A 14264-nucleotide genomic window follows, 5' to 3' on the forward strand; every position below is an offset into this window, starting at 1 on the left:
TTGTGACCTCCTTTTGATTTGTTCGTTTGCAGTTGCCAGACCGCAAGTCGTTGTAACAAATCAAAAGGAGTTTTGCTGACATGCTTAAAGCTTTAAGCTTTACGGAACCCCCCGCCTAGCGGGGGGTTTTCTACATACAAAAAAGCGGCCCCCACGTGAGCAGGGGCCGCTTGCAGTCAGACATCAAGCCTGATTTTAAAATACTTCAGCAACAATTTCAGCCCTGTAGGGCATACCTACCGCTGTTATCGATCATCACTGGCTAGTTTCCGGATTTCATACTGCTGATAAGCCCTCGCAGCACCTGGGCTTGCTGGGCCATGTCAGAAACCGCCCCGGCAGAATGCTGCATGGCGGAGCTGGTTTCGAGCGAGATACGGTTCACGTCTTCAATGGAGCGGTTGATCTCCTCGCTGGTGGAGGACTGTTCTTCCGCAGCTGTGGCGATGGACTGCACCTGCTGTGCCGTGGCGTCCACCAGCTCCACAATTTCATTCAAGGCTTCGCCCGAGGTGCTCGCAAGCGTGGTGGCGGTGTCAATCATGCCCACAACCTGATCCACATTGCTCACATTTTTGCGGGTGCCGTTCTGGATATCGCGGATGGCGTCGCCCACTTCCTTGGTGGCGGTCATGGTTTTTTCCGCCAGTTTGCGCACCTCATCGGCTACCACGGCAAATCCGCGACCGGCTTCGCCCGCACGCGCCGCTTCAATGGCCGCATTGAGCGCCAGCAGGTTGGTCTGGTCGGCAATATCCGAAATAACGCCCAATATCTGCCCCGTACTCTCGGCCTGCTTGCCGAGAGAGGTCATTTCCGTTTTCAGTTCCACGGCGCTGGTCTGGATACGGCTGATGTCCTTGACCACACGGGCCACCACATCTGCACCGCTTTCAGCCTTGCTTTTGGCGGTTTTGGCAGATTCGGCAGCCTGCCCCGCGTTGCGCGCCACTTCAAGCACGGTGGCGTTCATTTCTTCCATGGCGGTGGCTGTTTCGCCCACGCGCGCGGTCTGGCTTTGAGCGCCACGGCTGGCTTGCTCCACCTGGGCCGAGAGTTCTTCCGAAGCCGTGGTTACGGCCTCCACGACGCCTTCAAGCTCGGTGGCGGCATGCAGCATGCCGTCGGCCTTGGCCTGTTCGGCGGCCATGCGGGCGGCTTCTGCCTCTTTTGTTGCGCTGGCTGCGCGTTCCGATTCTTCCTGCGCCAGACGGCTTTTTTCATCGGCCTCGGCGATCTTGGCCTTGAGGCTGCCCACCATGCTGCGCAGGCTGTCAGCCAGATGACCAATTTCATTACGCAGGTTGATTGTCAGGGAGGATTCAAGATTGCCGTCAGCAACGTCTGAAGCAAAAGCCTGCAACTGCCGCAAGGGGCGCACGACCACCTTGTCCAGCGCGAACAGACAAATGCCCACCAGCGACAGAATAGTGATAAATCCCAGCACCAGCATGGCGTTGCGCTGTTCATGGGCCGGAGCTTCTATTTCATCGCGGCTCACGGTCACGCCCACGCGCCAGTTCCAGTTGGGAGCCACATCCCACGCCAGCATGCGTTTTTCGCCGTTACGCACAAATTCCACGCCATTGCCGGATTCAGCCTTGACCATATCGCTGACGCCCGGCTCCCCAGCCATGTTTTTGAGGATAAGGTCGCTGTCCACGTGGCTGATCACGACACCCTCGGGCGAAACCACAATGACGCGGCCAGTCTTGCCTATGGTGATGCCCTTGAGGTTGTTGGTCAGACTGTCAATGTCGTAGGACATGCCCACGCCGCCAACCACTTTGCCTTTGTCGTCAAAAATGGGCGTAGTGACGCTGACTATGAGCTTGCCCGTGGCAATGCTTTTGAGCGGGGCGGAACTGTACCCCACCTTGCCAGCCAGAGCAGCCTTTATGTATTCACGCTCAGCCAGATCGTTAACCTTGCCCAGTTTACCCTGTGCGCAAAGAATAACCTGCTTGCCCGAAGCATCAAACAGATAGAGCGTATTTATCTCGGGTGCAGCCTGCGACATGGCAGCAAGAAAAACTTCCGCGCCCTTTTTGTCTTCGCCCGTAAGCAGAAATTCACGCAGTCTTGGCGGCTTGGAAACACCGTTTACAAACATGCTGAGCTGGGTTCCAAAATCGCCCAGAGATTTGCTTACCGTATCTGCGGTGAGGTCCATTTCGTGAGTGCTTGCCTTAAGGTTCGCCTCATCCCCCATGCGCGTTACAACAACAACCAGAGCCGACTGCACCGCCAGGACCACGATGCTGATGACCAGCAACATGGCAGTTCTGATACTGCGTGAAAACATAAAAACATCCTTTGCGTAATAAACCTGTCATCTTAGCACATTGATCCTTGGCGATTCATACGCGGCATCTCCCATTTCGGGAGGATGATAATTCCCCAAGAGATCATGCCATGCAGCCCGCAACGCGGCTATTTTTCAAATACCACGCAATCTACGTACCAGAGCAGGAGCGGCATACCGCACAGCAAGAAAGAAGCGGCAGCGCAACAGATCTGCGCTGCCGCTTCTTTGATTATCGGCTTCTAAAATATAAACTTTACTTTTTTTGTAAAGAAAGTCGTCCGGCCACGGCATCCGCCCCCATGCGGGCGAATTCGGCCACTTCACGCCCCTGACGGGCGCTTTCGGGCAGGAGCAGTTCCGGCTTGTTGGCCAGGCTTTTGTCTGGCGTGACGCCGTATTCCGGCGGGAAGGAGTCGTTGAAATACATGTCCTGAAAACCGGCGAACTTAAGCGCATGAGCCGTGGCGTCAAGCACGGCATGCTCCTTGTCGCTGATCAGGCCAAGGGCCTTGGCGTTCATAAGGCCCGCAAGGCACTCGCCACCCTGGGTGCAGGCAATGTGGCCGTGACGGTTGGCAACGATCATGGCGTCCATGATCTGCTGTTCGGTCACGCGCACCACCTGAAAAGCCCCTTCACCGCCCTTTTCGATAAACATCTCCGCCAGCTTGCGCACACGCGGAAAGGAAACGGGGTTGCCGATCATGGCGGCCTGCGCCACGCTGGGCGTGACGGTTACGGGCTGCCAGTGGCGGGCATCCTTGGGCGCATCGTAATAACGCCACACCGGGTCAGCATGCTCGGACTGCACGCCGAACACACGGGGCAGCGAGGAGATGATGCCGAGCTCCAGCATTTTCAAAAATCCGCACATGATGGCCGTGATGTTGCCCGCATTGCCGATGGGCACAAAGAGGCACAGATCGGTCATGTCCCAGCCATACCACTGGGCTGTTTCATACGCGTAGGATTCCTGCCCGAGGATGCGCCAGCTATTCTTGGAATTAAGCAGGGCCACGCGGTAGTTTTCGGCCAGCAGTTCGACCACCTTCATGCAGTCGTCAAACACGCCGGGCAGTTCAAGCACGGTTGCACCGCTGCCCAGGGGCTGGGAAAGCTGCTGGGGCGTTACCTTGCCGTGGGGCAGAAGCACCACGCTCTTGAGAGGCGCGCCCACATACGAGGCATAAAGGGCCGCCGCTGCCGAGGTGTCGCCAGTGGAGGCGCACACGGTCAGCACTTCGTCCCACTTGTTGCGGCGGCACAGCCACTTGAGATAGCTGAACGCGCAGGCCATGCCGCGATCCTTAAAGGAGGCGCTGGGGTTCTGGCCGTCATTCTTGTAGGCAAAGGGCACACCCACGCGGTCGCGCAGGGCCGGGGCCGCTTCAATAATCGGCGTGATGCCTTCACCCAGATACACGATATCGTCTTCGTCCAGCAGGGGAGCAAGCAGCTCGTAAAAACGGAATATCCCCCGAAGCGCGGTGCTGCGGCTGGCGGAACGGGCGTCAAAAAGCTCGCGCCACTCTGCGCCGCTGCGTTCTTTCAGTTTGTCGAAATCCAGGTTTTCCAGCAGAAACACGCCGCCGCATTGCGGGCAGGTGTACAGCAGGCTGTCGCCGGGATGACGCGCGCCGCAGTCAAGACAAACATACTCCATGCGGCCGCGATAGGCCGGAAAATCCGCATGCGCCATGAGAGAAACTCCTTGATAAGTGCATCGGGCAAACAGCCTTGCCGCAGGCTGTCTGCGCAGCCTCCGCCACAAAAACATTTTGCGGCAAAAGGCCCATACTGGCATGTACAACAGCAGGGTGACCGCTGTCGTAAATTTGCAGGCAGCCTGAACTAGCCTTTATTTTCCTGTTTTTCAGCGTGCTTGCCCTTGAGCCAGCTGTTTTCTGTTCCTGCACGCAGTCGGGCGATGTTTTCCTTGTGCTTCCACACCACCACGGCGCACACGCACAGGGCCAACGGCAGCCAGGCCCACTGACCGGTAACGGCCAGGGCCACGGCCAGCGCCACGACCAACGTGAGCGAACCCAGCGAAACAAAGCCGCTACGCCAGATAACAAGGCAGCACAGGGCCGAGGCCGCCAGCAGATGCCAGAAAGCCAGGGGGAGGAACACGCCAATGCTGGTGGCAACAGCCTTGCCGCCCTTGAACTTCATGAAGCACGAAAAAACGTGCCCAAGCACGCAGGCCAGGCCCACCACACTCACAAATACGGGCGAGGGATTGATGCGAAAGGCCAGCCACACGGGCACAGCCCCTTTGCAGACGTCGCACGCAAGGGTTGCCACACCCCAGCCAAAGCCGCACAGACGGGCCACATTGGTGGCCCCGGTGCTGCGGCTGCCGCTTTCACGCGGGTCTATGCGGCAAAAGGTCTTGGCTATAACAAGGCCCCACGGCACAGAACCAAGCACATAGGCCAGAGCAATCCACAATACTTCCAGCATATAATTCTCCGCTGCAAGCCTCTGAAAATACGGGCAGAAGCCCGCAAGCCCAAAAAGTCCCCTAAAAAACACAATCTTACATGGCAGTGCAAATACCTGTCGGCGCGCAGGCCAAGCAGGGACGCAGCCCGCCGGAAGCTAAAGGCGGTCTAACCCGCCGTAACCGCTTCCAGAATCATGATTTCATTATACAGGGGCTGCACCTTGCCAATGCGCACGTCCACGGCAAGGCCGGGGTGCGAACGCTCGTCAAAAAGCCGCCTTTTACCGCGTACAAACATACCCTGATCAGGCAGACTCACGGTAATAAAAGCATCGTTTTCTTCAGTGATGACGCCGTTCCACCAGACCTTGTCGCCTTTCTGGCGGAAGAACAGCAGCTTCCAGTAGCGCGGGCGGAAGCGCTGCACCTGCCCCGCCGCGTCCAGCGCGGGCGAAAGCACGTTGAGCAGGTCTGTCAGCTCGGCTTCTGTCCAGCGCGGCGCGCCAGTGCGGAAAAAATGCACCAACTGTTCTTCGTTGACAAGATCGGGATAACGCCTGAGCGGCGAGGTCACAGGGGTGTATCGCGCAAGCCCGAGGGCCGCGTGGGGCCGGGCCTGCACCTCAAGGCCGGAGGGCGTGAGCGCGCGCATGATGCGCGTCATGTCCTGCGGGCTTGTCCAGATGCCTGCGTATTCCCTGGGCAGGGCCACGTCCTGAACGCGGTGCAGCATGGCGACGCCGTGATCGGCGGCCCATTGGGCCACTGCGGCGCTGGCGAGGATCATCATTTCCGCCACCAGCATCTGCGCGTCCGAGGCCTGATAGTCCAGCCCAACTTCCACGCGCACTTCTGCCCCTTCGCCTTCAAGACGGATCACAGGGTCGGGCCTGTCCATGATTACCGCGCCGTCCGCGATGCGGGCGGTCTGCCGCTGCCGCGCAAGCTCAAGGCCCAAACGCAGCTGTTCGGCATAGGGCGTGGCCGCGTTCTGCGGCAGTGGCTCGCCTGCGGCCTGCGCGTCAAGCACAGCCTGACTGTCCACATAGGTCAGGTTGGCGGCAAGGCTGGCCTGCACAACAGAAATCTCGCACTCGCCAAGAGTGCCGTCCGCCGCCACATGCACGAGCACGCTCAGGGCGGGGCGCGTCTGGCCCGCCAGCAGCGAATAGGCATCCGTGCCCAACACTTCGGGCAGCATGTGGCAGTCGCCTTCCGGCAGGTAGATGCTGGTGCCCCGGTGCAGCACCATCTTGTCCAGCGGCCCGCCAAAATTCCAGAACAGCGAGGGGCAGGCCAGCATGAGGGTCAGCGCCCAGCCGTCGCCCTCCGCCTCCACATGAAAGGCATCGTCCACATCGCGCGTGGTTGCGCTATCGATGCTGATGCAGGGCAGCTCGCAAACATCAAGGCTGTCTTCTTGCCCGTTCTTGGCAAGGGCTGCCAAAGGATCGCGCCCTGAGGCGGCAAGGGATTCAACCTCATCGGCGCAGGCCTGCCACCAGGTGTCGCCCGAGGCATAACCCGCGCGGTCAAGCCAGAAATTATAGTGCGGCGGCACCTTGCCCCAGGCCACCAGCAGTTGCAGGGGCAGATGCGGCACATCCGGCATGCCCTTGCTCAGGGTGCGCCAGATGTTTTCCCATTCCTGACTTTCAGGATCAACCATTCGGGAAAAAAGGACTTCTTCAAGGCGCTCGGCCACTTCCTGCGGGGGCCATTCGCCAAGGGCAGCGCCCTCGCGCGGGGGCTGGGGCAGCTCGCGCTTGCGGCAGGCAACATCCCACAAAAGGCGCAGAAAGGTGGCTCCGCCTGCAATGAGCGATTCGCGCTCAAGGCGGATTTTCTCCTCGGCCATGCGTTTTTCAACCATATCGGCTGAAAAAACCTGAAAATCCGGGGGTTGAAAACGGAAATGGCTTTTGCAGGCCAGCAGGGCGCGGCCATAGGCAGCCACATGGTCGGTGGTGGGGTCGCTTTCAAAAAGTTCGGCAAACCAGCTTGCCGGGGCCACTTCCACCTCGCCCTGGGCGAGTTCCCACACGTCCATGACGGGGATCTGGACGGCCATGTCTTCGCGGTTTTTTCTGTGCGCTTCAAGCACGCGCACGGCGTCTTCCCGGCCCATGTCCGCTCCGTGCATGGGCCCTATCCAGGGCAACAGGCGCGAAGAATTGAGCCGGGTTTCCCTTCTGTTGGGCAACAACAGCCGCAGTCTGCCCCCGACCTCTTCAGTGACCAGGGCAATCTGTACGGCATTGCCTTCCATATATTCCACCACGCAACCCGGCGCCGGGTAGCGCACACAATCAGACATGCCCGCTCCTTCAGGAAAAGCGCGTCCGCTCTCCCATAGACCGTCGCGCTTGCAGCCAAAGACATTCCTTTATTTTTGGCCTTCTGGCAAGTGCCGCCGGGGGCGCAGCGCCAGACATACTGGACGCAAGGGCTGTAAACCGCTATATTAGCGGCTTACGGCAACAATTTTTACCACTCGCATAGCGCGAGCAGGGCGGACACCCAATGAGCAACATTATTCACCAAACTGGAGGCAGCCGTACCCTGGTCATGCAGGAGCCGGAAAAACCGCAGCTCTACCGTGAGCTTTTCCCTTACACCAGCGTTTGCCGCACCTCGTTTGACGAGGTTCTGCTGTCCCCCCGACCGGCAGATCAGATGCGCATTACCGACACGACCTTTCGCGACGGCCAGCAGGCCCGCCCCCCCTATACGGTCAAGCAAGTGGCAAAGATGTTCGATTTTCTGCACCGACTCGGCGGAAAAACCGGACTCATCACGGCATCGGAATTTTTTCTGTACTCGGCCAAAGACCGCAAGTGCATTGATGTATGCCGCGCCAGGGGCTACCGCTTTCCGCGCGTGACCGCCTGGATACGCGCTACCAAGGAAGACCTCAAACTCGCGCGCGACATGGAATTTGACGAAACCGGCATGCTCACCAGCGTGTCGGACTACCATATTTTTCTCAAGCTGGGCAAAACCCGCCAGCAGGCCATGGACATGTATGTGGGCATGGCAGAGCAGGCGCTGGAATGGGGCATCATCCCCCGCTGCCATTTTGAAGACGTGACCAGAGCCGACATTTACGGCTTTTGCCTGCCCCTGGCACAGCGGCTCATGGAGCTTTCGCGCCAGAGCGGCATGCCGGTCAAAATCCGCCTGTGCGACACCATGGGTTACGGCGTCCCCTACCCCGGCGCGGCCCTGCCCCGCTCGGTGCAGCGCATTGTGCGCTGCTTTACGGACGAGGCCGGCGTTCCCGGGCAGTGGCTTGAGTGGCACGGGCACAACGATTTCCACAAGGTGCTGGTCAACGGTGTTACCGCGTGGCTCTATGGCTGCGGCGCGGTCAACGGCACCCTGTTCGGCTTTGGCGAGCGCACGGGCAACACCCCGCTGGAAGCCCTGCTGGTGGAATACATTTCGCTTACGGGCGACGATGCCGCCGCAGACACCACAATTCTGAGCGAAGTTGCCGAGTTCTTTGAAAAAGAACTGAACTACCGCATTCCGCACAACTATCCCTTTGTGGGCCGCGACTTCAACGCCACCAGCGCGGGAGTGCACGCCGACGGCCTGGCCAAGAACGAAGAGATCTACAATATCTTCGACACCAAGCATCTGCTTGGCCGCCCGGTGCCCATCATTATTACCGACAAAACGGGCCGCGCTGGCGTTGCCTACTGGATAAACGCCAACCTCAATCTGCCCAAGGACCAGCAGGTTTCCAAAAAGCATCCTGCCGTGGGCCAGATATACGACGCCATCATGGCCGTGTACGAAGAAACGGGCCGCACCACCAGCTTCTCGCACGAAGAAATGGAAGCCCTGGTGCAGCGCTTCATGCCCGAACTCTTCGCCTCCGAATACGACCAGATGAAGCAGCTGGCTGGCGAACTTTCGGCCAATATCATCATCCGCCTTGCCCGCAGCAAGGATCTGCTGGATCTCAACAAGCATGCCTGCGCACGGCTGGACGAATTCGTGCGCGAATATCCCTTCATCCAGTACTGCTACCTCACCGACGACCAGGGCAAGCTGCGCTGCTCGGCCATTACCGACCCGGTCTACAAGGAAACCTACGAGGCCCTGCCCATCGGCTACGATTTTTCGGAGCGCGAATGGTTCAAGATGCCCATGAAAACCGGCGACCTGCACATCATGGATGTGTACCAGTCGCACTTTACAAGCAAGCTCATCATCACCGTTTCATGCGCGGTTACTGATGACAAGGACAACATCGTGGGCGTCATTGGTGTGGACATCCAGCTTGAACTGCTCCTCAAACGCGCGCGCGCCCTTCAGCAGGAAGTGGCGGCAGCTGACGACAGCGACAACGACTAAGGGAAGGAAATTCCATGAACAAGAGAATCTACTGGATCGAAGGCGATGGCATTGGCCCCGAAATCTGGAAGGCCGCGCGCCCTGTCATTGAAGCTGCCCTTGCTGCCGAAAATACCGGCATCAATCTGGAGTGGACAGAGCTGCTGGCGGGCGACAAGGCCGTGAAAGAAACCGGCTCTCCCCTGCCGGAAGAAACCATGCAGACCCTGCGCAGCGCAGAGCTTGCCATGAAGGGCCCCCTCGGCACCCCCGTGGGAACGGGGATCCGCAGCCTCAACGTGGCTTTGCGCCAGGGGCTTGATCTCTACGCCTGCATCCGCCCGGTGCGTCACTTTGAAGGGCTTGAAACCCCCGTCAAACACCCCGAGCGCGTCAACATGGTCATTTTCCGCGAAAATACCGAAGACGTTTACGCCGGTGTGGAATTTGCCGCAGAGACCCCCGAGGCCCGCAAGCTTATCACCTTTTTGCGCGAAGAACTGGGCGTGAACAAGGTGGGCGATGCCGCTGCCGTGGGCATAAAGCCCATGACCGAGGCTGGCTCCAAGCGCTTGGTGCGCCGCGCTCTGCGCTTTGCCCTTGACCAGAAGCAGCAGAGCCTCACCCTTGTGCACAAGGGCAATATCATGAAGTTCACCGAAGGCGCCTTCCGCCAGTGGGGCTACGATGTGGCCGCGCAGGAATTTGGCGACCTTACCTGCACGGAAAAAGAACCCGTGGCTGGACGTCTGGTGGTCAAAGACCGCATTGCCGACGCCATGTTTCAGGAGGCCCTGCTGCGCCCCGAGCAGTACCAGATTCTCGCCACGCCCAACCTCAACGGCGACTATATCTCTGACGCGCTGGCGGCGCAGGTGGGCGGCCTTGGGCTGGCCCCCGGCGTCAACATGTCGGACACCCTGGCCTTTTACGAAGCCACCCACGGCACTGCCCCCACCATTGCGGGCAAAGACAAGGCCAACCCCGGCAGCGTCATTTTGTGCGGCGCGCTGATGCTTGAACACATCGGCGTGCCCAAGGCAGCCGAGCGCATCCGCAATGCCGTGAGCAAGGCCATTGCCGCCAAGGCCGTGACCGAAGACCTCGCCGCTCAGGTGCCCGGTTCGCGCACTGTGGGCTGCGTGGAATTCGGCGACATCATCGGCGCGAATCTGTAGCATGCGCAGCGCTGGCCCCGACACCCTGCCCGCAGCAGCATAGGGTGCGGCATGGTCTGCCGCTGATATGTCTTTGAGAGCAAGAGGAGAAAAGGAGTGTTTTTTACGGCTCTGTCCGGCGGTCAACCGACTGCAGGGCGCAACCGCAAGGCGCTCCTTTTCTCCCACACGCTCTGGCTTGAATGAAGGACTGCACCATGATCTCGCTTGACAATCTGTTGCTCTTTGTACCTATGGCCGCCATTCTTGTGATGTTGCCAGGGCCGGATTTTGCACTCATTGCCAAAATTTCGCTCATGAATGGCCGCCCGCAGGGGCAGGCCGCCGCAGTGGGCGTGGCCCTTGGCATCTGCGTGCACACCACCGCAGCCATGCTGGGCATTTCGGCCATCATTGCCCAATCCGTACTGTGGTTCAGCATCCTCAAATATGTGGGCGCGGCCTATCTGGTGTGGCTTGGCATTCAGGCCTTACGCGCCGGGCAACGTGCAGGCCAGCCTGTAAGCGCGGCGGTGGTCAAAACCGCGCAGGAGCCGAATCCCACCCGGTCAGTGCAACGTCTGACGTTGCGCCAATGGCTGCACTTCTTCGGCCAGGGATTTCTGACCAATGCGCTGAATCCCAAGGCTGTATTGATTTTTCTGACTTTCCTCCCCCAGTTCATGGATCCCCACGCACCGCTTGCCCCGCAGTTCCTTACCTTGGGCAGCATCATGTCTGGCCTGTGTCTGTTCTGGTATGTGCCCTTGGCCTATATGCTGGGCCGCATCCGGCACACCTTTGAGAGCAGCCGCTTCCAGAAGTGGATGCAGCGCTGCACTGGCCTTGTGTTCATAGCCTTTGGCCTCAAACTGGCCACGGCGCACGCTGGAGCAGATTAACTTTGAGGAATAGGCATTCTCGAAGTTTAAGACACACGTTCCGGCGCTTACGCCTCACGGTGGGCGCCTGCCTATGCAGACGCCAGAGCATTTCAACGTTGAAATACTCTCGCTAACCCCGCGTCGCGCCAGCGACCCGCAAACCCCTGAAGGTCTGCCATGATCGAAATTGTGAACAGTTCTGTGGTGATTGACGCCAACGGCATACGCATGGCTGAAGAAGCCCGCGCCAAGGGCATGGACATTGAAGCCGCCCGCAAAAACAGCCTTTCCGCCCGCATTCTGGCGGCACACAATACCGGCACGGACGATGACGTGCTGCGCATCCGCTTTGACGCCATGGCCTCGCACGACATTACCTATGTGGGTATTGTGCAGACGGCCCGCGCCAGCGGACTCAAGGAATTTCCCGTTCCCTACGCGCTGACCAACTGCCACAACAGCCTGTGCGCCGTGGGCGGCACCATCAATGAAGACGACCACCTCTTTGGTCTTTCCGCTGCCCGCAAGTACGGCGGCATCTTTGTACCTCCGCATCTGGCGGTCATCCACCAGTATGTGCGCGAAATGATGACCAGGTGCGGCGGCATGATTCTTGGTTCCGACAGCCACACCCGCTACGGCGCGCTGGGCGTCATGGCCATTGGCGAAGGCGGGCCGGAACTGGTCAAGCAGCTGCTTGGCAAGACCTACGATGTGACCAATCCGCAAAAGGTTGTGGTGTGGCTTGAAGGCGCGCCCCGCCCCGGCGTTGGCCCGCAGGACGTGGCCCTTGCCATCATTGGCGCGGTGTTCAAAAATGGCTTTGTGAAGAACAAGGTCATGGAGTTCATGGGCCCCGGCGTGTCGGGTCTTTCCGTGGAATACCGCTGCGGCATCGACGTCATGACCACGGAGACTACCTGTCTGTCGTCCATATGGACAACGGACGAAAAGGTGCGTGACTACATGGCCATGCATGGCCGCGCTGGCGACTACGCCGAGCTGCGGCTCGAAGGCCCGGCCTGTTACGATGGCCTTATCCGCGTTGACCTGAGCAGGATTGTTCCCATGATCGCCCTGCCCTTCCACCCCAGCAACGTGTACCCTGTGGCCGAAGTTGCCAAGCACGGCGCCGAACTGCTGGCCGAAGTGGAAGCCGAAGCCCTGCGCCAGTTTGGCGATGCGGCCAAGGGCCTGAACATGCGCGCCAAGGTGCGCGACGGCGGCGTGTGGGTGGATCAGGGCATTATTGCTGGCTGCGCTGGCGGCAATTTTGAAAATATCGCCCTGGCTGCCGCCATTCTGGACGGCAAATCCACGGGCAATCAGGCCTTCAACCTGGCCGTGTACCCCGCCAGCGAACCGCAGGGTCTTGCGCTCGTCAAAAACGGCGCAACCGCCAAGCTCATGCTCGCAGGCGCCGTGATGAAGACGGCCTTCTGCGGCCCCTGTTTCGGCGCTGGCGACACCCCGGCCCACGGGGCGCTCTCCATCCGCCACACCACCCGCAACTTCCCCAACCGCGAAGGCTCCAAGCCCTCCAATGGGCAGGTTTCCACCGTGGCCCTCATGGACGCCCGCTCCATCGCCGCCACTGCGGCCAATGGCGGCCGCCTTACCCCGGCAACCGAGCTTGACTGGTCCGCGCCCGCGCTGGCCAATGTCGATCTTTCCTACACCTTTGAGCCGCTCATCTACCACAGCCGCGTATACAACGGCTTTGGCAAGGCGGAACCCGAAGCCCAGCTCGTGCGCGGGCCCAACATTGCCGACTGGCCGAGCATGAGCCCCCTGCCCGAACACCTGCTCTTGCAGGTGGTGAGCGTGATCACCGACCCGGTCACCACCACGGACGAGCTGATCCCCTCCGGCGAAACTTCGTCCCTGCGCTCCAACCCGCTCAAGCTGGCGGAATACACGCTTTCACGCAAAGATCCCGGCTATGTGGGCCGCGCCAAGGCTGTTAACGCCCTGGAAGCCGCGCGCCTCGCCAATCCCGCCGATGCGGAGCTGGTTGCCAAGGCGCGGGGGCTCTTTGCCGTGTGCGGTCTTGATGTATTGCAGGGCGCAGCCGACCTCAAGCAGGTGGGCCTTGGCTCCACAATCTTTGCCGTAAAGCCCGGCGACGGCTCGGCGCGCGAGCAGGCCGCCTCCTGCCAGAAGGTGCTGGGCGGCTGGGCCAACATGGCTGTGGAATACGCCACCAAGCGTTACCGCTCCAACCTCATCAACTGGGGCATGCTGCCCTTTATCGTTGATCCCTCGCTGGCCGACAGCCTGAAAGTCGGCGACTGGCTGGTGGTGCCCAATGTGCGCAGCGCCGTGCAGAACGCCGACCCCAGCTTCACCGGCTACGTTGCCAGCGAAGGCGGGCAGGCCCAGCAGATCAGCCTGGCGCTCAAGGAACTGACCAGCGATGAACGCAAGATCATCCTCGACGGCTGCCTGATCAATTTCTACAATAACTAAGCGGGGAGATTGGATGTTTTGCGGGAGAGGGACCCTTTAAAGCCACCGAAGGCGCACCGAAGGGGCGTTTTTCTTGGCCGCGTCGCGGGCTAGAAAAATGGACAGCTGGCTAAGGGTCTCCTCCCCCGTACCCCCTCCCCCTAAATTTTTTTCTGTTATCTTGTGTGGCTACAAGGCCATTCAAAACAGCAAAAGGCCTCTGTGGGAATCCACAGAGGCCTTTTTACTTACGAATAAGTCGGCAGGGAACTGCTTACTTGGCGGTTTTCTTGTCTGCCTTTTTGTCAGCTTTCTTATCCACCTTGGCGTCTGCTTTGGCGTCGGGCTTGGCGGCGGCTGGCTGGGCTTCTTCCACAGCGGGAACTTTTTCCAGTTCCTGTTTGATGGCGGCCTTGAGTTCTTCGCTGGCAGTGGCATCGGTCAGGCCTGCGCGCAGGTGGTCCGCGCCGCGCTTGGGGTCTTCAAGAAAATAGATGTACAGCACGCCGAGGCTGTAGCGTACCGAGGCTTCGTCCTTGATCTTCACGACCTGCTCAAGGGCTTCGGCGGCTTCCTTGTGGCGGCCCTGATTGTGCTGGATAACGCCAAGCAGGTACAGGGGTTTGGGATTGCTCACGTCCATGGTCACGGCGCGCTGGGCAAAGGTTTCTGCC

Annotated in this window: 8 protein-coding genes and 1 pseudogene; 4 read left to right on the forward strand and 5 right to left on the reverse strand. The window is 59.8% G+C overall.

Features of this window, described 5'->3' with window-relative positions:
* Positions 1-262: 262 nt before the first annotated feature.
* The 4 genes from VEZ52_RS03360 to VEZ52_RS03375 all read right to left on the reverse strand — a co-directional run bounded on the left by VEZ52_RS03360 (position 263) and on the right by VEZ52_RS03375 (position 7074).
* The gene (locus VEZ52_RS03360; protein ID WP_324835530.1) at positions 263-2305 is read right to left on the reverse strand and encodes a methyl-accepting chemotaxis protein; all 2043 of its coding nucleotides are present in this window, start codon (positions 2303-2305) and stop codon (positions 263-265) included.
* A 256-nt stretch (positions 2306-2561) separates the two neighbouring features.
* On the reverse strand, positions 2562-4007 hold the full coding sequence (gene thrC, locus VEZ52_RS03365) for a threonine synthase (protein WP_240823443.1): 1446 nt from the start codon (positions 4005-4007) through the stop codon (positions 2562-2564).
* Between the two features lie 152 nt (positions 4008-4159).
* Positions 4160-4774: a glycerol-3-phosphate 1-O-acyltransferase PlsY gene (gene plsY / locus VEZ52_RS03370; protein WP_324835531.1), complete on the reverse strand. Its 615-nt coding sequence runs from the start codon at positions 4772-4774 to the stop codon at positions 4160-4162.
* A gap of 149 nt (positions 4775-4923) precedes the next feature.
* On the reverse strand, positions 4924-7074 hold the full coding sequence (locus VEZ52_RS03375) for a ribonuclease catalytic domain-containing protein (RefSeq protein WP_324835532.1): 2151 nt from the start codon (positions 7072-7074) through the stop codon (positions 4924-4926).
* Positions 7075-7280: 206 nt separating this feature from the next.
* On the opposite strand from VEZ52_RS03375, the gene VEZ52_RS03380 reads away from it, so the two are divergent.
* From VEZ52_RS03380 to VEZ52_RS03395, 4 genes are all read left to right on the forward strand, one after another.
* Entirely contained in the window at positions 7281-9122 is a 1842-nt protein-coding gene (locus VEZ52_RS03380) for a triose-phosphate isomerase (RefSeq protein WP_324835533.1), read from the forward strand.
* A 14-nt stretch (positions 9123-9136) separates the two neighbouring features.
* Positions 9137-10279: an NADP-dependent isocitrate dehydrogenase gene (gene icd / locus VEZ52_RS03385; RefSeq protein WP_291443565.1), complete on the forward strand. Its 1143-nt coding sequence runs from the start codon at positions 9137-9139 to the stop codon at positions 10277-10279.
* 197 nt (positions 10280-10476) lie between these two features.
* Positions 10477-11160, forward strand: coding sequence for a LysE family translocator (locus VEZ52_RS03390; protein ID WP_324835534.1), 684 nt, complete (start codon positions 10477-10479; stop codon positions 11158-11160).
* Positions 11161-11319: 159 nt separating this feature from the next.
* Positions 11320-13611, forward strand: a complete 2292-nt coding sequence (locus VEZ52_RS03395) for a hydratase (RefSeq protein WP_324835535.1) — start codon at positions 11320-11322, stop codon at positions 13609-13611.
* Between the two features lie 253 nt (positions 13612-13864).
* Here the strand turns inward: VEZ52_RS03395 and VEZ52_RS03400 are convergent.
* A pseudogene (locus VEZ52_RS03400) lies at positions 13865-14264 on the reverse strand (hypothetical protein); the annotation flags it as partial.

Source organism: Desulfovibrio sp. (assembly GCF_035644575.1).
GTDB lineage: Bacteria > Desulfobacterota > Desulfovibrionia > Desulfovibrionales > Desulfovibrionaceae > Desulfovibrio.